Genomic DNA, 17,141 nt, shown 5'->3' on the forward strand with positions numbered 1-17,141 from the left:
AGGCGGGAGGGGGTCCGACGTGGGGCGGCTGACCGGTGGGGATCCGTCCCTGCTGCGGCGCATCAACTCCGCCGTGGTGCTCCAGGCGCTGCGCGCCGCTACCGCTTCCGCGCCGCCGGACGCCGCCGCCGCGTCCCTCACCGACCTCACCCTGGCCACCGGCCTGTCCCGGCCCACGGTCGAGGGCGTGGTCGACGGGCTGATCGACAGCGGGCTCGCGGTGGAAGTGCCCGCCGAGGAGGGCGGAGTCCGCCGCCAGGGCCGCCCCGCGCGCCGCTTCCGCTTCCGCGCCGAGGCCGGACATCTGCTGGGCATAGAGATAGGAGCGCACCGGGTCGCCGCCCTGCTGTCCGACCTGGACGGGCGGGCGCTCGGCTCGACGGTGCGCGAGGTGTCCGAGAAGGCCCCGGCGGACGAGCGGCTGGAGCGGGTACGGGACGCCGCCGCGGAGCTGCTCCGGGACACCGGGGTCGAGGGCCGCTCGCTGCGGGCGGTCGGGGTGGGCAGCCCCGGCATCGTGGAGGCCGACGGCACCGTCCATCTGTGCACCGCCCTGCCGGGCTGGACGGGCCTGCCGCTCGGCGAGCGGCTGCGGCGCTCCTTCCAGTGCCCGGTGCTGGTGGAGAACGACGCGAACACGGCGGCCGTGGCGGAGCACTGGAAGGGCGCCGCGGCCGGTTCGGACGATGTCGTCTTCGTCCTGGCCGGGCTGAGCCCGGGCGCCGGGTCGCTGATCGGCGGGCGGCTGCACCGCGGCTACGGCGGCGCGGCCGGGGAGATCGGCGCGCTGCATCTGCTGGGCCGCGAGGCCAGCCCGGAAGAGGTGCTCTCCACCACCGGCGAACCGCTGAACCCGCTGGACGAGGCGCAGGTCGTGCGGGTCTTCGCGCTCGCCCGGGACGGCGACATCCGGGCGCGCGCGGCCGTGGACCGCTTCATCCGGCGGCTGGTGCACGACACGGCGGCCCTGGTGCTGGCGCTCGACCCCGAGGTGGTCGTGGTGGGCGGCTGGGCCGCTGGACTGGACGGCGTGCTGGCCCCGCTCCGCGGCGAACTGGCCCGCTACTGCCTGCGCCCGCCGCAGGTCGCCCAGTCGGTGCTGGGCGAGGCCGCGGTGACGACGGGCGCGCTGCGGCTGGCGCTGGACCATGTGGAGGCGGAGCTGTTCGCGGTGGACAGCACGGTCACCGCGCGCCGCGCCGGTCGGTGAGAAACTCCGCTCCGCCGCCGAGCGGGCCGGGTCAGCCCGCCAGCAGTTCGACGCCGCTGGCGTCGCCGAAGGTGAGGCGGCAGGTGTCGGCGCGGTACGTGGCCACGGCGACCGCCGCGGTGCGTTGCTCCGCGATGTAACGGGTGGTCACCACGAGAACGGGGGCGCCGGGCAGCCGGTCCAGCTCCTTGGCGTCGTCCGCCCGGGCCGACCCCAGCTCCACGGACTGCTCCCGCCCCTCCAGCTTCAGCCGGCTCAGCTCGCGCAGCACGGCCCGGGCGCGGGCCAGTCCGCTGGGGGTGTCGATGGCGGCGAGGCCGGGAACGGACGCGGCCGGTACGTACAGCAGCTCGGCGGCGAGCGGCTGGCCCTGGCTCACCCGGGTGCGCCGGACCCGGTGCACGGGGGTGTCGAGGTCGATGTCGAGGAGCTGCACGACCGCGGCGGGCGGCACCGCCTCGACACTGTCGACGCAGGCCCAGGCGTCGTCGCCGGCTTCCGTCCAGGTGTGGGTGTAATCCGTGACGGCCACGCCGACGCGCGGCGGGGCGACGGTGGTGCCGACCCCGCGGCGGCGCTGCAGCCTGCCCTCCAGCTCCAGCTGTTCGAGGGCCTGCCGGAGGGTGGCGCGGGCGACGCCGAAACGGGCGGCCAGGTCACGCTCGTTGGGCAGGATCTCCCCGACCGCGAACTCCGAGTCGAGCGCATCGCTGAGCACGGTCTTCAGATGCCAGTACTTCGGCTCCGGTACCGATTCGAGCTGTGAGGTCCCCACCCTGATCTCCCCCTGCGTCTTTATGCGTGCTTATTTATTAAACATTGTTGCAGTATCAATGCGACCATAGGGCGGGGGCCACACTTGGTCAAGACCAATGCACGATCAGCTATCGTCAATGATCATTTGTACGAGGGGCGGGAGCTGAGGCAATGGACCAGGTCACCGTGGTGACGGGCGGCAGTCGTGGCATCGGGGCGGCGGTGGCGGTGCGGCTGGCACGCGCCGGACACAGCGTCGCCATCGGCTACGAGCAGGCGCGGGAAGCCGCCGAGCGGTGTGCGGAGCTGGTGCGCGCGGAGGGGGTGCGGGCCGCCGTCGTGCGGGCCGACACCAGCGTCACGGAGCAGGTCGAGGCGATGTTCGACGCGGTGCGGGAGGAACTGGGCCCGGTCACCGGGCTGGTCAACAACGCCGGGATCACCGGGCCGTTGGGCCGCTTCACCGAGACGTCGCCCGAGGTGATGCGGCGCGTCGTGGACGTCAACACGACCGGCGCCCTGCTGTGCGCGCGGCGCGCGGCGCGCGAGATGTCCACCCGGCACGGCGGCAAGGGCGGCGCCATCGTCAACATCTCCTCCGGCGCGGCGACGACCGGCAGCCCCGGGGAGTACGTGCACTACGCGGCCAGCAAGGCGGCCGTGGACGCGATGACGGTGGGCCTGTCGAAGGAGCTGGCCGCGGAGGGGATCCGGGTCAACTCGGTGCAGCCGGGGATGACGCTGACCGACATCCACGCGCAGATGGGCGACCCGGAGCGGCCGTGGCGGAATCCGGAGCGGGTGCCGATGGGACGGCCGGGCGAGCCGGAGGAGATCGCGGGCGCGGTGGCGTGGCTGCTCTCCCCGGAGGCGTCGTATACGACCGGAGCCGTACTGCGGGTGGCGGGCGGGCTGTAGCCGAGTTCGCCAGAAGAGCCTGCTGTTTACTGTGCGTTCGGGAATGAGGCATCTCGCACCGATAGCAACAGACCAGCACAGCTGTTCTACGAGCAACGGGAGGCTCCACCATGGCGACGGAATCCGGCAGAGAGATCGGTCGGCGGAGGGTACTGCAGGGGTCGGCGGCCGCGTCCGCGGCGCTGGCCCTGCCCGCCGCCGCGGCGGGGGCGGCCTCGGCGGCGGCGGCGCCCGCGCAGGCGCTGTCGGGTCGCCCGAGCGCCCGGTGGGGCGTGCAGACGGGCGATGTGACGACGTCTTCGGGTCTGGTGTGGGTGCGCTCCGACCGCCCGGCCCGGATGATCGTGGAGACCTCCGCGACGGAGTCCTTCACGCGCCCGCGCCGCTGGCAGGGGCCGCTGCTCGGGCCCGGCACGGACTTCACCGGCCGCACCGCGCTGCACGGCCTGCCGTCCGGCAGCCAGGTGCACTACCGGGTGCTGCTCGCCGACCCGGAGGACCCGCGCCGCACCGGTGAGCCGGTGTACGGGACGTTCCGCACGGTGCCGGAGCGCCGTAAGGATGTGCGCTTCGTCTGGTCCGGCGACCTGGCGGGGCAGGGCTGGGGCATCGACCCGGACCACGGCGGCTACCGCGCCTTCGAGGAGATGCGCCGCCGGAACCCGGACTTCTTCCTGTGCAGCGGCGACAACATCTACGCCGACGGCCCGCTGACCGAGACCGTCAAGCTGCCCGACGGCTCGACGTGGCGGAACCTCATGACGCCGGAGAAGTCCAAGGTCGCCGAGACCCTGGACGAGTACCGCGGCAACTTCCGCTACAACCTGCTGGACGCCAATCTGCGCCGGTTCCACGCCGAGGTGCCGACCATCACCCAGTGGGACGACCACGAGGTGCTCAACAACTGGTACCCCGGCGAGATCCTGGTCGACGACCGCTACACCGAGAAGAACGTGGACGTGCTGGCGTCCCACGCCCGGCAGGCGTTCGCCGAGTACTTCCCGATCAGCACGCTGCGGCCGGACGCGAGCGGCCGGGTGTACCGGGTGCAGCACCACGGCCCGCTGCTGGACGTCTTCGTGCTGGACTGCCGTACGTACCGCGACGCCAACTCGCCCGGCCGCCAGCCGGAGGACACCCAGGGCATCCTGGGAGCCGAGCAGCTGAGGTGGCTGAAGCGCGAGCTGTCGCGGTCGCGCGCGGTGTGGAAGGTGATCGCCTGCGACATGCCGCTCGGTCTGGTGGTCCCGGACGGGGACAAGGACTTCGAGGCGGTCGCGCAGGGCGACCCGGGCGCCCCGCTGGGCCGTGAGCTGCAGCTGGCGGAGCTGCTGCGGTACATCAAGCACCAGAAGATCACCGGCACGGTGTGGCTGACGGCGGACGTCCACTACACCTCGGCGCAGCACTACGACCCGTCGCGGGCGGCGTTCAAGGACTTCGCGCCGTTCTGGGAGTTCGTCACCGGCCCGATCAACGCGGGCTCTTTCCCGGCCGTGAAGCTGGACGGGACGTTCGGCCCGGAGCAGCCGTTCGTCAAGGCGCCGGACCGGGCGAACGTCTCGCCCGCCGAGGGCTACCAGTTCTACGGCGAGGTGGAGATCGACGGCGACAGCGGCGAGCTGACGGTCCGGCTGCTGGAGGTCGGCGGGACGGTGCTGTACACCAAGGCCCTCAAGCCGGGCCTGGTCGGCCAGTAGCGGAAGCCCGCCGGTACGGTGTGCGGCCCCCTTCCCGGGGGACGCGTACCGTACGGCCATGGCCTCCTCCGTTCCGTCCTCCCGCCTCACCTATCCGGAGGTCGGCGCCACTCGGCACCGGCCGCTGCCCGCCGGATACGGGCATCTGCGGGTGCGGACCCGGGTCGGGGCGGGGGCGGAGGTGTTCGAGGCCGCGGGGCGGGCGGTGCTGGACTGGCGGATGCACCGGGCCGTCGGGGTCACGATCCGCGCCGACGGGCCCGCCGCCGAGGGGCGGGCGGTCGTGGTGGGGCTGGGGGCCGGGCCGCTGCGGCTGCGCGCGCCGTGCGAGGTGGTGTGGACGGTGGCGGACGGAACGGCGGCCGGCTTCGCGTACGGGACGCTGCCGGGCCATCCGGAGTGCGGCGAGGAGTCGTTCGTGGTGAGCCTGGAGCGGGACGGCTCGGTGTGGCTGACGGTCACGGCGTTCAGCCGCCCGGCGGTACGGTTGACCCGGGCGGTGGCACCCCTGGTGCCGCTCTTCCAGCGGGCGTACGCGCGCCGCTGCGGGCGGGTGCTGCGGCGGCTGGCGGCCGGGGGCCCGGACTCGTAGCTCCCCTCGCCCTCTTCCGCCTCGGACAACTTTAGTATCGGACAAAACGAGCTTCTCCGAGCAGATGCACACTTAACCCATAGGTCACAGGGCGTTTGTGATCACGCAACACCCTTGCGCGAGGCTGTTTCCCATGACTCCTCGAGCGACACACGACCACCACCCCACCCGACCGCGTGACCGCTGGCGGCTGCCCGTCTGGTGGCGCCGACTACACGGCCACGCCCCGCCGGTGCCGGAATCCTCACCGGAGCCCGCGGACCCGTCACGGACCGGCGCGGCCGAGGCCGCGGGCGCCCCGGAGAACTCCCCGCAAGAGGACACCGCCACCACGCTGTGGCGGATCCGCACGACCGTACGGGACGAGCCGGGCACCCTGGCCGTGCTGTGCGGGGCGCTGGCCGGTCACCGGGTCGACATCCTGTCGCTGCAGACCCATCCGCTGGCCGAGGGGACCGTGGACGAGTTCCTGCTGCGCGCCCCGGCCGCCGTATCCGTCGACGAGCTGAAGCGCTCGATCGCCGCCGGGGGCGGCAGCGACACCTGGATCGAGCGCGCCGACGCCCACGATCTGGTGGACGCGCCGACCCGGGTGCTGACGCTGGCGACCCGTACCGCGCTGGATGGCGCCGAACTGCCGCTCGCGCTGCGGCAGTTGCTCGGCCGCTGCACCATCCACTCGGTTCCGGCCACGTCGCTCGGCGGCCGCCCGCTGGAGGACGTACCGCCGGTCGAAGGGGTGCTGGAGGAGACCGTGATGCGGCTGCGGGACCCGTCCGGCGGGGCGCTCACCATCGAGCGGCCCCATCTGCCGTTCACCCCGACCGAGTTCGCGCGCGCCCGCGCGCTGGTCGAGCTGGACGCCCGGCTCGGCCCGCGGCTGCCGCACCGCCGCGATGTGCTGACGCTGCCCGAGGGCAACGAGGTCACCGTGCGCCGGGCCGACACCCGCGACCTGGCCGCGGCCCGCGCGATGCACGAGCGCTGCTCACCCGCCACGCTCGGCGGGCGCTACCACGGCCCGGTCGGCGACGCCGACCGCTATCTGGACCATCTGCTCAGCCCGCGCTTCGGCCGCACCCTCGGCGCGTACACCGCCTCCGGCAGGCTGGTCGCCCTCGGCCATCTGCTGTGGGACGGGGACGAGACCGAGGTCGCGCTGATCGTCGAGGACGCGTGGCAGCGCCGCGGCATCGGCGGGGAGCTGCTGCGGCGGCTGGTCGCGCTGGCCGCCGAGACGGGCAGCGAATGCGTCTACGCGGTCACCCAGTCGGCCAACACCGGGATGGTCGCGGCGATGCGCGCCCTCGAACTGCCGCTGGACTACCAGATCGAGCAGGGCACGCTGGTGGTCACCGCGCAGCTCGCCCCCGCGCAGGTGCCCGCCCCGGCCCCGCGTGGCGGCGGCACCCCTTGATGACGCCGCGCCCCCGGGCGTACGAGGATGGCCCCATGTCCGATTCCAAGAACGCTCCGCTGCCCCGGCAGGTCGCCGACGCCTATGTCGACGCCCTCATCGCACTCGACCCGATCACCGGCACCTTCCTGGGCGTTCCCGAGAGCGCGCGCCGGCTGCCCGACTTCTCCCCCGGGGGCGCCGAGGCGGCCGCCGAGCTGGCGCGCACCACTCTGGACCGGCTGGCCGAGGCCGAGGCGCGGCCGGGTGGGGACAGCGACGCCGAGCGGCGCTGCGGACGGCTGCTGCGGGAGCGGCTGACCGCCGAACTCGCCGTGCACGAGGCCGATGAGCATCTGCGCGCGATCAGCAATCTGCACTCCCCGCTGCACTCGGTGCGCAGCGTCTTCACGGTGATGCCGACCGCCACCGAGGACGACTGGTCGGCGATCGCGGACCGGCTGCGGGCCGTCCCCGGCGCGCTGGAGGGCTACCGCGCCTCGCTCGCCGAGGGGCTGCGGCGCGGACTGCCCGCCGGACCGCGGCAGGTGGCCACGGTCCTCGGCCAGCTGGACGAGTGGATCGGCACCGACCGGAGCTGGTTCGCCGACTTCACCGCCGAGGGGCCGGACGCGCTGCGCACCGAGCTGGACGGGGCCGCCGCCGCGGCCACCGAGGCGCTGGCCGCGCTCCGCGACTGGCTGCGCGACGTATACGGCCCGGGCGTCGAGGGCGCCCCGGAGGTGGTGGGGCGCGAGCGCTACCAGCGCTGGTCCCGGATGTGGAACGGCACGGACCTGGATCTGGACGAGGCGTACGCGTACGGCTGGTCCGAGTACCACCGCATCCACGCCGAGATGCGCACCGAGGCGGAGAAGATCCTGCCCGGCTCCACCCCGTGGGAGGCGCTGCGCCACCTCGATGAGCACGGCGCGCACATCGAGGGCGTCGAGGAGACCCGGGTCTGGCTGCAGGAGCTGATGGACGAGGCCATCGAGCAGCTGGACGGCACCCACTTCGACCTGGCCGAGCGGGTCAAGCAGGTCGAGTCGATGATCGCCCCGCCGGGGAGCGCGGCGGCCCCGTACTACACCCAGCCGTCGGTGGACTTCTCGCGGCCCGGCCGCACCTGGCTGCCCACCATGGGCGAGACCCGCTTCCCCGTCTACGACCTGGTCTCCACCTGGTACCACGAGGGTGTGCCCGGCCACCATCTGCAGCTCGCCCAGTGGGCGCACGTCGCCGACCGGCTCTCCCGCTACCAGGCCACGGTCGGCATGGTCAGCGCAAACGCCGAGGGCTGGGCGCTGTACGCGGAGCGGCTGATGGACGAGCTGGGCTATCTGACCGACCCGGAGCGGCGGCTCGGCTACCTCGACGCGCAGATGATGCGGGCGCTGCGGGTGATCGTCGACATCGGCATGCACCTGGAGCTGGAGATCCCCGCCCACTCGCCCTTCCACCCCGGTGAGCGCTGGACGCCCGGGCTGGCGCGGGAGTTCTTCGGGCAGCACTGCGGCCGCCCCGCGGAGTTCCTCGACAGCGAGCTGGTGCGCTACCTGGGCATGCCGGGCCAGGCCATCGGCTACAAGCTGGGCGAGCGAGCCTGGCTGACCGGGCGGGAGGCGGCCCGCAAGGCGCACGGCGACGCGTTCGACGCCAAGAAGTGGCACATGGCGGCGCTGTCCCAGGGGTCGCTCGGGCTGGACGATCTGGTCGCGGAGCTGTCGGCGCTCTGAGCGCGGGGCGCTGGCGCGCTCCGAGCCGCCGGGGGTACGAGGGGTGGCCGGGCCGGGTGTTGTGCCCCGGCCGCCCCTGTTCCTATCGTCCGTGTCATGCGTCCCGTGTTCCTCTTCTCCCGCGATCCGCTGGCCCCGCGCCGCATCGACCCCGAGTTCGCCGAGGAGGCCCAGGCCGTGCGCGCGACGGGGGCGGCGGTCGCGCTGGTCGACCACGAGGCCCTGACCGCCGGGGACGCGGCGGGCGCGGTGCGTGCCGTGGCCCGGGGCGAGCGCGGCGCCGGTCCCGTCTGGTACCGCGGCTGGATGCTGTCCGCCGGGCGGTACGCCGAACTGGCCGCCTCCCTCGCCGACCGCGGCCACACCCTGCTCACCTCGCCCGAGCGGTACCGCACCGCGCATGAACTCCCCGGCTGGTACGACGTCTTCGCCCCGCTGACCCCGCGCAGCGCCTGGCTGCCGCTGCGGCCCGGGGAGGCGGCGGTGCCGGACGAGCTGGCGCGGCTGGCCGCGCGGCTGGGCGGCGCGGGCCCGGCGGTGGTGAAGGACTGGGTCAAGTCCCGCAAACACGAGTGGGCCGAGGCGTGCTACATACCCGACCTCGCCGACACCGCCCGGCTGGCCTCGGTGGTCGCCCGCTTCGTGGAGCTGCAGGGCGCGTACCTCACCGGCGGTGTGGTGTTGCGCGCGTACGAGCCGTACCGGCCGACGGGCGAGGCCCGGGTCTGGTGGCTCGACGGCGAACCCGTTCTCATCGGCCCCCACCCCGACACGCCCGGCCTGACCCCCGACCCCGACCTGTCCGAGGTGGCCCCCGCCGTCCGTCAGCTGGCCTGCCGCTTCATCACCACGGACCTCGCCCGCCACGAGGACGGCCGCTGGCGCGTGGTGGAGGCCGGGGACGCGCAGGTCAGCGGCCTGCCGCGGACCACGGAGGCGAAGCCCCTGTTCACCGCCCTCACCACGGCCGCCGCGCGCTAGCGATCAGACCGGGTCAGCTCGGCGAGACACCCCCGGGTGCGTCGTCCGGGCGCCTCGGCCGGGCCCGGCCGAGTACAGTCTCGCTGGGCCGCGCGCATCCGCGCCGCGTCCCGGCGAGGAGGGGCCCCACGTGGCGTACGAGCAGACGCGCGAGAACGGGCGGCTGGTGCTGCGGAACGGCCGGGTGACGCTGCGCGAGCACACGCCCGGGGACGCGGCCGTGGTCGCCGACGGCAAGCCCGGCGATCTGGACTGGATCGACGGCGTCCCCGGCGACGCGTCGATCGGTGCCGCCGGAATGACCGCCCGCGCCGCGGCGGCGGGGTACCACAGCTCCCCCTGGGGCATCTACGCCATTCTGCGCGCCGAGGACGACGTCGCCCTCGGCAGCATCGGCTTCCATGGCGCGCCCGCGCCCGACGAGGGCGAGGTGGAGATCGGCTACGACCTGTCCCACTCGGCGCGCGGCGCGGGCTGGGCCACCGGTGCGCTGCGGCTGCTGATGGAGTGGACCGTGGAGCAGCCGGAGATCCACACCGTCATCGCCACCACCGAGCCGTGGAACATCCCCTCCCAGCGGGTGCTGCTCCGCGCGGACTTCGCGCGCACGGCGGACCGCGGCGACCTGTACGTCTACCGGCACACCGCCGCGCGGGCCTGAGGGGGCTCAGCCCGGGGCGGCGGAGGCGGTGCGGTGGCGCACCGCCGATCCCTCGCGCCCCTTGACCACCTCCAGCCGTGCCGGGATCCGCTGGCGCAGATCCGCGACATGGCTGACGATGCCGACCGTACGGTCCCGTTCCCGCAGCGAGTCCAGGACGTCCAGCACCTCGTCCAGGGTCTGTTCGTCCAGGCTGCCGAACCCCTCGTCGATGAAGAGCGTGTCCAGTCGGACCCCGCCCGCCTCGTCCGTGACGACATCGGCGAGGCCGAGCGCGAGGGAAAGCGACGCGAAGAAGGTCTCGCCGCCGGAGAGGGTGGCGGTGTCGCGCTCGCGGCCGGTCCACGCGTCGATGACGTGCAGCCCGAGCCCGGAGCGGCCGCGGCCGCCCGCCCGGGCGTCGGAGTGCACCAGGGTGTAGCGCCCGGCGGACATGTGCCGCAGCCGCGCGCTGGCCGCGGCCGCGACCTGCTCCAGCCGCGCGGCCAGTACGTACGCCTCCAGCCGCATCCGCCGCTCGTTGTCGGCGGAGGTACCGGCGGCGAGTGTCGCGAGGCGCGCGACGCGGTCGTACTCCCGGCGCAGCGGGGCGAGCCGGTGGGCGTCCTCGACGGCCTGCGCGGAGAGCCCGTCCAGATCCTGGCAGCGGGTGCGGGCCGCCGCGTCGGCCGCCGAGGCGTCGCGCAGGGCGCGGGTGGCCGCGTCCGCCGCGGCCCGGGCCGCGGCGAGGTCGGCGGGCGGCTGCTGCGCCGCGGCGGTGAGCCGCGGATCGGCCAGCTCGGCCGCGACGGCCGCCGACTCCCGCTGCCACTCGTCCAGTCGGCGCCGCGCCTCGTCGTGCCGGTCCGAGGACAGTACGGCGTCGGCCGCCGCCTCCGGCGTGTCGAAGCCCGCGCGGTACGCGGCGTCGGCGAGGTGGGCGTCGGCCTCCTTCAGCCGCCGTGCGGCGGCCTCGGCGTCGCGGACCGCCTCGGCCGTCCGCGCCAGCAGCCCGGCCTGCCGCTCCAGCCGCGCCGCGCGCTCGGCCACCGTGGCGTCCCCGCCGCGGGCCTCCGCCAGCTCGGCGAGCAGCGCGGCCCGCTCCCGGGCCAGCGCCTCGCGGTGCGACGTACGGCCCGCCGCGCGCCGCTCGGCCTCCTGCCGCTGGGCCAGCCGCCGGGCGTGCTCGCCCTCGGCGCGGTCGAGGGCCGCGCGGGCGTCGAGCCCGTCGGCGGCCGCGTCGCGGGCCCGGGCGTACGCGGTGCGCGCCTCGGCCAGGGCGCGGTCCAGCGCCTCCACCGTGCCGCCGTCCGCCCCGGCCTCCGCGCCCGCCAGGGCCTCCTGCAGCCGCTGCGACCTGCGCTCGACCTCCTCGCGGCCCGCCTCGGCGCGCTGGTACTCCTGCAGCGCGGCCTCTTCCGCCGTACGGTCCACATGCCCGGCCCCCGGGCGCGCCGGGCTCGGGTGCTCGCTTCCGCCGCACACCGCGCAAGGCTCCCCCGGGCGCAGCCCGGCCGCCAGCTCGGCGGCGATCCCCCGCAGCCGCCGGTCCTTGAGGTCCAGCCAGCTCTCCCGCGCGGCGCCCGATCGCTCCCGGCACCGCAACAGCTCTTCCCGCGCCCGGTCCGCCAGCGTGGCGAGGCGGTCGCGCTCGCGCGCGGCGTCGAGCCGCCGCTCGGCGGGCTCTATCCGCGCGCCGAGCTGTTCGGCCCGGGTGGCGGCCTCGTGCGCCGCCTCGATGCGCGCCTGATGGGCGAGCCGCACGGACTCCCATCCGGCGAGCCATTCGGCGGCCTCCTCGATGGCCTCGTCATCGGCCCGCGCCTCGCGGTCCAGCTCGGCGATCTCCTCCGCCACGGCCCGTGCCCGGTCCTCCCCGCGCCGCGCCGCGGCCAGCGCGCCCAGCTCCCCCCGCACCCCTTGTTCCACCCGCGCCAGCCGGGCGGCCCCGGCCTCGGCGAGCGGTCCGCCGGCTGAGACCGGCTCGGACGGCCGGGGGGCCGGGACCTGGGCGGGGGTCAGGGTGGCCAGGGCGGGGTCGGTGGCCAGGTGGGTGCGGGCCGTGCGCTCGGCGGTGGCCGCGCGGTGGTGGGCGTGGGCGGCGGTGGTGCGGAGGTCCAGCGCGGGGGCCACGGCGTCGGCGGCGCGGGCGCGGTCCAACAGGGCGTGCAGCCGGTCGCGTTCGGCCCGGCGCAGCTCCAGCTCGTCCCGGCGGCGCCGCGCCTCGGTGTGACGGCGCTGGAGTTCGGCGCGCGCGCTCTCCGCGTCGGCCGCCCGGCGGGCGGCCTCGTGCCCGGCTTCGGCGCCGCGCAGCGCGGATGCCGCGATGTCCCGCCGTTCGCGCGCGCCCGCGCGGGCGAGGGCGGCCCACTCCAGCACGGCGGCGGCGAGGCCCGGTTCGCCGGCGGTGGCCTCCGGCAGGGGGTGCGCGTCCAGTTCGGCGGAGCGGCCCGCGGCCTGGGCCATGCGGTGGGCGAGCGTGAGGAGCCGTTCGTCGCCGCCGATGACGCGCTTCTCGGCGGCCCGCCGCAGCTCGGCGAGCCGCTCCTCGACGGCGGCGAAGCGGCTGGTGTCGAAGAGCCGGCCCAGCAGCTTGGCCCGGGCCGGTTCGTCCGCGCGGAGGAAGCGGGCGAAGTCGCCCTGCGGCAACAGCACCACCTGACAGAACTGGTCCCGGCTCATGCCCAGCAGCTGTTCGATCTCCGCGCCGATCTCCTGGTGCGAGCGGCTGAGCGCCTTCCAGGTACGGGAGTCGGCGTCGTAGGCGCGCAGCCAGCTCTGCGCCTTCTCCCTGGTGACCCCGGTGCCCCGCTTCTTGGGGCGGGGCTGCTCCGGCCGCCGGGTGATCTCCAGGCGCCGTTCGCCGACGGTGAGTTCGAGGACGACCTCGGTCGGGGTCAGCGGATCGGCGTGGTCGCTGCGCAGGGAGAGCCCGCTGCCCTGCCGGGCGCCGGGCACCTGCCCGTACAGGCCGTAGCAGACGGCGTCGAGGACGGACGTCTTGCCCGCGCCGGTGGGCCCGTGCAGCAGGAAGAGCCCGGCGGCCGACAGCTCGTCGAAGTCGACATGCTGGGTGGTCCCGAAGGGGCCGAAGGCGGTGACGGTCAGCCGGTGGAGCCTCATCGCGGGTCCTCCCCCTCCGTCCTGACGGCTTCGAGGGCGTCGCCGAGCAGCACGGACTCCCGCGCGTCCGGGCCCCGCCCGCCCCGTACATGGGCGACGAAGTCCTCGGCGATCTCCCGGTCGGAGCGGCCGCGCAGCCGCTGGGCGTAGGAGGCGAGGGGGTCCTCGGGGGGCCGCTCCGGGTCGAAGACCAGGCTGAGGACGTGCGGGAAGCGCGCCGCGAGCCGGGCCATCGGCTCGTACGGCCGCACCGGGTCGGTCAGCGTCGCCTCGACCCACGCCGTCTCGTGCCGGGCGAGGTCCGGGTCGGCGAGCAGATCGTCCAGCCGCCCCCGGAGGCGGGCCAGCGGGCGCGGTACGGGACAGTCGACGCGCTCGGCGGCGCCGATCGCGCCGTCCGCGGTCAGCTCCACCAGCCACATGGACTTGCGGTGGACGGCCTCGGAGAAGGAGTACGCGAGCGGCGAGCCCGAGTAGCGGATCCGCTCGGTGAGGGTCTGACAGCCGTGCAGATGCCCGAGCGCCACATAGTCGACGCCGTCGAAGACCTCGGCGGGGACGGAGGCGACTCCGCCGACCGTGATGTCCCGTTCGCTGTCGCTGACCGCGCCGCCGGTGACGAAGGCGTGCGCGAGGACGACGGACCGGGTGCCGGGCGGCCGGGCGGCGAGGTCGGCGCGCACCCGGTCCATGGCGGCGCCGAGGACGGCCGGGTGTCCGGCGGCGGGGGCGCCCAACGTCTCGCGCACCAGGCCGGGTTCGAGGTAGGGCAGACCGTAGAAGGCCACGTCGCCGTGGCGGTCGGCGAGGACGACGGGGGTGCCGCACCCGGCGGGGTCGGTGCGCAGATGGATCCCGGCCCGCTCGATGAGCCCGGCGCCGACGCCCAGCCGCCGCGGCGAGTCATGGTTGCCGGAGATCATGACGGTCGGTACGCCGAGGTCGGCGAGCCGGTGCAGGGCGTCGTCGAACAGCTCGACGGCGGCCAGCGGCGGTACGGCCCGGTCGTAGACGTCCCCCGCGACGAGGACGGCGTCCACCTGCCGCTCCCGCACGGTCGCGACGAGATGGTCGAGGAACTCCCGCTGCGCCGTGAGCAGGCTGACGCGGTGGAAGGACCGCCCGAGATGCCAGTCGGAGGTGTGCAGAATTCTCAACGATCGACTCCGACCCGCACGTTTGTCCTTTCTCCACCCCATTGGTCAGCGATGCGCCCGTACCGGATCAGCGATACGGGCACCGACCACGTTAACCGTGATCGGTGCCCGGGTCCGCACGGACCTCGCTTTTGTACCCGTATTACCTGCGCGTCCCGCCCCATCGGTGGTCGTCGAAGAGGTCGACGCCCTCGGGGTAGCCGGTGCCGTAGTCCGAGCCGTAGCCGTCGGGGTGACCGTTTTGGTGGCCGTCCATGGGACGCGGGTCGAGGTAGTACCACTCGGCCGTGGGGCCGGGACCGGCGGACGGGTCGGCCGTCGGCTCCGGCCCGGGGTCCGGCTGCTTGGCCGATTTCGGCGCGTTCAGTTCGTTCGGCATCAGCAGCTCCACCCGTACGCCGGGGGTGGCCCGCTTCTGTGCGACGAACTCCTCGACCTGGCTGCGGCAGGCGTGGTCGAGATGGGTGACGCCCATCAGATCCAGCCGGATCCGCTCCTTCCCGGCGCCGCCGACGGCCTCGAGCGCGTCGATGAGGTTCGGCAGCCGCAGGAAGGTGGCATTGCCCTTCATGACGACCTTGGCGGTGTCGCCCTCGATGGTGTGCTCGACGGAGGTCTGCGACATCCGCAGCGCGGCCAGCACGATCCCGGCCGCCAGCCCGATCAGCACCCCTTCGAGCAGTGCGGTGGCGACGATGGCGAGCGTGGTGGCGAGCATCACGAAGAACTCGCCGCGGTCCTGGTGCCACATCTTCGGGAACTGCTCGGGGGCGAGCAGCTTCCAGCCGCTGTGGACGAGGACACCGGCCAGCACCGAGATCGGGATCAGGGCGAGGACGCTGGGCAGCAGCAGGGCGAACGCCAGCAGCCACAGGCCGTGCAGCGTGCGGGAGAGCCGGGTCTTGGCGCCGGACTGGACGTTGGCCGAGCTGCGGGCGACGACGGCGGTCATGGGGAGCGAACCGAGGATGCCGCAGAGGGTGTTGCCCGCGCCCTGGGCGATCAGCTCGCTGTTGTACTGGGTGCGCTTGCCGTCGTGCATCCGGTCGACGGCGGCGGCCGTGAACAGGCTCTCCGCCGAGGCGATGACGGTGAAGGTGACGATGGCGGTGAGGATCGCGGGGTCGGCGAGCCCGGCGAACTGCTCGGCGCCCGGTACCTGGATGGCGGCCAGCAGATTGCCGACCTGGAGCGTCTTCACCTCGACGCCGGGGAGCGCGGCGACGACGATGCCGAGACCGACGGCGACCAGCGCGGCGGGCACCTTCTTGACGGGCCCCGGCACCTTCTTCCAGACGAAGCTGAGGACGACGGTGGCGATGCCGAGCCCGGCGGCGATGGCCGCCTGCGGGTTCGCCAGGGTGTCGGCGATCAGTCCGGGGAAGGCGAGCATGTTCTCGATGGCCGTGCCGGGGGCCTTGTTGTCGGCCAGCGGATACGCCTGGCTGACCATCAGCGGCAGGCCGATCCCGGCGAGCATGCCCTGGACGACGGCGACGGAGGTCGCCTGGAACATCCGGCCGAGGCGGATCAGCCCCAGCACGATCTGGAGGATTCCGGAGCCCAGCACGATCACGCCGAGCATCGCGATGCCCTGCGCCTCCACCGTCTCGGCGACGAGCGCGGCGAGCCCGGCGGCGGGGCCGCTGACCTGGAGGGTGCTGCCCGGGGTCATGCCGACGACGAGGCCGCCGATCACCCCGGTGATGATGCCGAGTTCGGCGGGGGCACCCGAGGCGACGGCGACGCCGATGCACAGGGGCAGGGCGACGAGGAAGACGACGAGCGAGGCGCCGATCTCGGTGCCGAGGTTGACCCCGGCGGTCTTGCCGCCCTTGGGGGCACGTCCCGTGGAGTCGCGTCCCTGCGCGTCGCGCCCCGTGGAGTCGCCTCCCCGGGAGTCGCGCCCCGGTCCGCTCTCCCTTCCGGTGCCCGCGCGGGCACCGGGTTCCGCCCCGGTGGCGGGGCCAGCACCGGCCCCGCCACCGGGAGTCTTAACCATCCCTTGTAACGTCTCGAACGTTTCCCAACCCGCCCCGTTTCCGTCGCCCGGCGCATGGGCCGGGGCGTAGGCGGGGGTTTGGGCCGAGGCATGGTCCGGCCAATCGTCGACGTATATCGGGGGCCCGGCCGCTCCCGTGGGGGCCCGGCCTCGTGCGTGCCGTCCCGTCGTCATGGGTGCACCCGGAAGTCGCCGTCCGCTTCGAGTTCCCACAACTCGGCGCTGTCGATCTGATAGAACCAGCCGTGCAGCCGCAGTTGGCCCTTTTCCCACCGGCGCCGGGCGGCCGGGTATTCCTTGAGGGTGTCGAGCTGATTACGGACATTCAGCTGGGCCAATTCCCGCATGCACGGGTCCTCTTCGGCGGAGCCGAGCTTCAGGGCCAGTCCGGGCCGGGCGACGTCGAGCCAGGCCCCGACCCCGGGCATCTGGGACAGATCCGCCCCGGAGGCCAGCGCCCCCATGGCGCCGCAGTGCGAATGTCCGCAGACGATGACGTCCCGGACGCCCAGCACCTCCAGCGCGTATTCGATGGTGGCGACCTCGCCGGAGACCAGGTGCATACCGTGCGGGGGAACGATGTTTCCCGCGTTGCGCAGCTCGAAAATCTCACCGGGCCGGGCCCCCGTGATGAGCGCCGGAATGACGCGGGAGTCCGCGCAGGTGATGAACAGAGCCTGTGGAAATTGCCCGTCGGCCAGTTTCCGGTATTCGCCGCTGTCGAAATCGGCACGGCGCCGGAATGAGCGGGCGTGTTCAAGAAGAGTCTGCATCATGCCTCCCTGACGGGTGATTGTCACCAGATGCCATTCACCGTAGGGAGACATGAGTCAGGCGAGGGCTAAACGAACACTAGAGCATTGCAAGTTCTTGCCCAATATTCGGAGCCCACTCGCAACATTACAAAAACCGGGACGCGCGTCGGGC

13 protein-coding genes are annotated in these 17,141 nt (G+C 74.1%); 8 read left to right on the forward strand and 5 right to left on the reverse strand.

All coding sequences use genetic code 11. The features are described 5' to 3' along the window. Window positions 1-19 precede the first annotated feature (19 nt). On the forward strand, window positions 20-1,210 hold the full coding sequence (locus ACZ59A_RS32315) for an ROK family protein (protein WP_470966050.1): 1,191 nt from the start codon (window positions 20-22) through the stop codon (window positions 1,208-1,210). A gap of 31 nt (window positions 1,211-1,241) precedes the next feature. Here ACZ59A_RS32315 and ACZ59A_RS32320 read toward each other — a convergent pair whose 3' ends face one another. After that, window positions 1,242-1,985, reverse strand: coding sequence for a GntR family transcriptional regulator (locus tag ACZ59A_RS32320; RefSeq protein WP_470966053.1), 744 nt, complete (start codon window positions 1,983-1,985; stop codon window positions 1,242-1,244). A gap of 152 nt (window positions 1,986-2,137) precedes the next feature. Between ACZ59A_RS32320 and ACZ59A_RS32325 the strand changes: the two genes are divergently transcribed. The 7 genes from ACZ59A_RS32325 to ACZ59A_RS32355 all read left to right on the forward strand — a co-directional run bounded on the left by ACZ59A_RS32325 (window position 2,138) and on the right by ACZ59A_RS32355 (window position 9,953). Further along, window positions 2,138-2,884, forward strand: coding sequence for an SDR family oxidoreductase (locus ACZ59A_RS32325; protein ID WP_470966055.1), 747 nt, complete (start codon window positions 2,138-2,140; stop codon window positions 2,882-2,884). Between the two features lie 110 nt (window positions 2,885-2,994). Then, a complete protein-coding gene (locus ACZ59A_RS32330; protein WP_470966058.1) occupies window positions 2,995-4,584 on the forward strand; it encodes an alkaline phosphatase D family protein in 1,590 nt (529 codons plus the stop codon). A 58-nt stretch (window positions 4,585-4,642) separates the two neighbouring features. Continuing rightward, complete coding sequence (locus ACZ59A_RS32335) at window positions 4,643-5,176, forward strand: DUF1990 family protein (RefSeq protein WP_470966061.1); 534 nt, start codon at window positions 4,643-4,645, stop codon at window positions 5,174-5,176. A gap of 133 nt (window positions 5,177-5,309) precedes the next feature. Further along, window positions 5,310-6,593 (forward strand): GNAT family N-acetyltransferase, encoded by a 1,284-nt coding sequence (locus ACZ59A_RS32340; protein WP_470966064.1) that lies wholly within the window; start codon window positions 5,310-5,312, stop codon window positions 6,591-6,593. 35 nt (window positions 6,594-6,628) lie between these two features. Further along, entirely contained in the window at window positions 6,629-8,311 is a 1,683-nt protein-coding gene (locus ACZ59A_RS32345) for a DUF885 domain-containing protein (RefSeq protein ID WP_470966067.1), read from the forward strand. 96 nt (window positions 8,312-8,407) lie between these two features. Further along, window positions 8,408-9,292, forward strand: coding sequence for an ATP-grasp domain-containing protein (locus ACZ59A_RS32350; protein WP_470966070.1), 885 nt, complete (start codon window positions 8,408-8,410; stop codon window positions 9,290-9,292). A 130-nt stretch (window positions 9,293-9,422) separates the two neighbouring features. After that, window positions 9,423-9,953: a GNAT family N-acetyltransferase gene (locus ACZ59A_RS32355; protein WP_470966072.1), complete on the forward strand. Its 531-nt coding sequence runs from the start codon at window positions 9,423-9,425 to the stop codon at window positions 9,951-9,953. A gap of 6 nt (window positions 9,954-9,959) precedes the next feature. Here the strand turns inward: ACZ59A_RS32355 and ACZ59A_RS32360 are convergent, their stop codons facing one another. The 4 genes from ACZ59A_RS32360 to ACZ59A_RS32375 form a co-directional block, all read right to left on the reverse strand. Next, on the reverse strand, window positions 9,960-13,055 hold the full coding sequence (locus tag ACZ59A_RS32360) for an AAA family ATPase (protein ID WP_470966074.1): 3,096 nt from the start codon (window positions 13,053-13,055) through the stop codon (window positions 9,960-9,962). Then, complete coding sequence (locus tag ACZ59A_RS32365; protein ID WP_470966077.1) at window positions 13,052-14,212, reverse strand: exonuclease SbcCD subunit D; 1,161 nt, start codon at window positions 14,210-14,212, stop codon at window positions 13,052-13,054. The genes ACZ59A_RS32360 and ACZ59A_RS32365 overlap by 4 nt, the downstream gene beginning before the upstream one ends. 142 nt (window positions 14,213-14,354) lie before the next feature. Beyond that, a complete protein-coding gene (locus tag ACZ59A_RS32370) occupies window positions 14,355-16,214 on the reverse strand; it encodes a SulP family inorganic anion transporter (protein ID WP_470966080.1) in 1,860 nt (619 codons plus the stop codon). 170 nt (window positions 16,215-16,384) lie between these two features. Continuing rightward, a complete protein-coding gene (locus ACZ59A_RS32375) occupies window positions 16,385-16,987 on the reverse strand; it encodes a carbonic anhydrase (RefSeq protein WP_470966532.1) in 603 nt (200 codons plus the stop codon). Window positions 16,988-17,141: the final 154 nt, after the last annotated feature.

The organism is Streptomyces sp. NPDC040405, assembly GCF_055595765.1.

Excerpts from the sequence above, each read along its gene's own strand:
- ACZ59A_RS32325 (WP_470966055.1), top strand. The coding sequence starts at position 2,138 with ATGGACCAGGTCACCGTGGTGACGGGCGGCAGTCGTGGCATCGGGGCG.
- ACZ59A_RS32330 (WP_470966058.1), top strand. The coding sequence starts at position 2,995 with ATGGCGACGGAATCCGGCAGAGAGATCGGTCGGCGGAGGGTACTGCAG.
- ACZ59A_RS32335 (WP_470966061.1), top strand. The coding sequence starts at position 4,643 with ATGGCCTCCTCCGTTCCGTCCTCCCGCCTCACCTATCCGGAGGTCGGC.
- ACZ59A_RS32340 (WP_470966064.1), top strand. The coding sequence starts at position 5,310 with ATGACTCCTCGAGCGACACACGACCACCACCCCACCCGACCGCGTGAC.
- ACZ59A_RS32345 (WP_470966067.1), top strand. The coding sequence starts at position 6,629 with ATGTCCGATTCCAAGAACGCTCCGCTGCCCCGGCAGGTCGCCGACGCC.
- ACZ59A_RS32350 (WP_470966070.1), top strand. The coding sequence starts at position 8,408 with ATGCGTCCCGTGTTCCTCTTCTCCCGCGATCCGCTGGCCCCGCGCCGC.
- ACZ59A_RS32360 (WP_470966074.1), bottom strand. The coding sequence starts at position 13,055 with ATGAGGCTCCACCGGCTGACCGTCACCGCCTTCGGCCCCTTCGGGACC.
- ACZ59A_RS32370 (WP_470966080.1), bottom strand. The coding sequence starts at position 16,214 with ATGGTTAAGACTCCCGGTGGCGGGGCCGGTGCTGGCCCCGCCACCGGG.
- ACZ59A_RS32375 (WP_470966532.1), bottom strand. The coding sequence starts at position 16,987 with ATGCAGACTCTTCTTGAACACGCCCGCTCATTCCGGCGCCGTGCCGAT.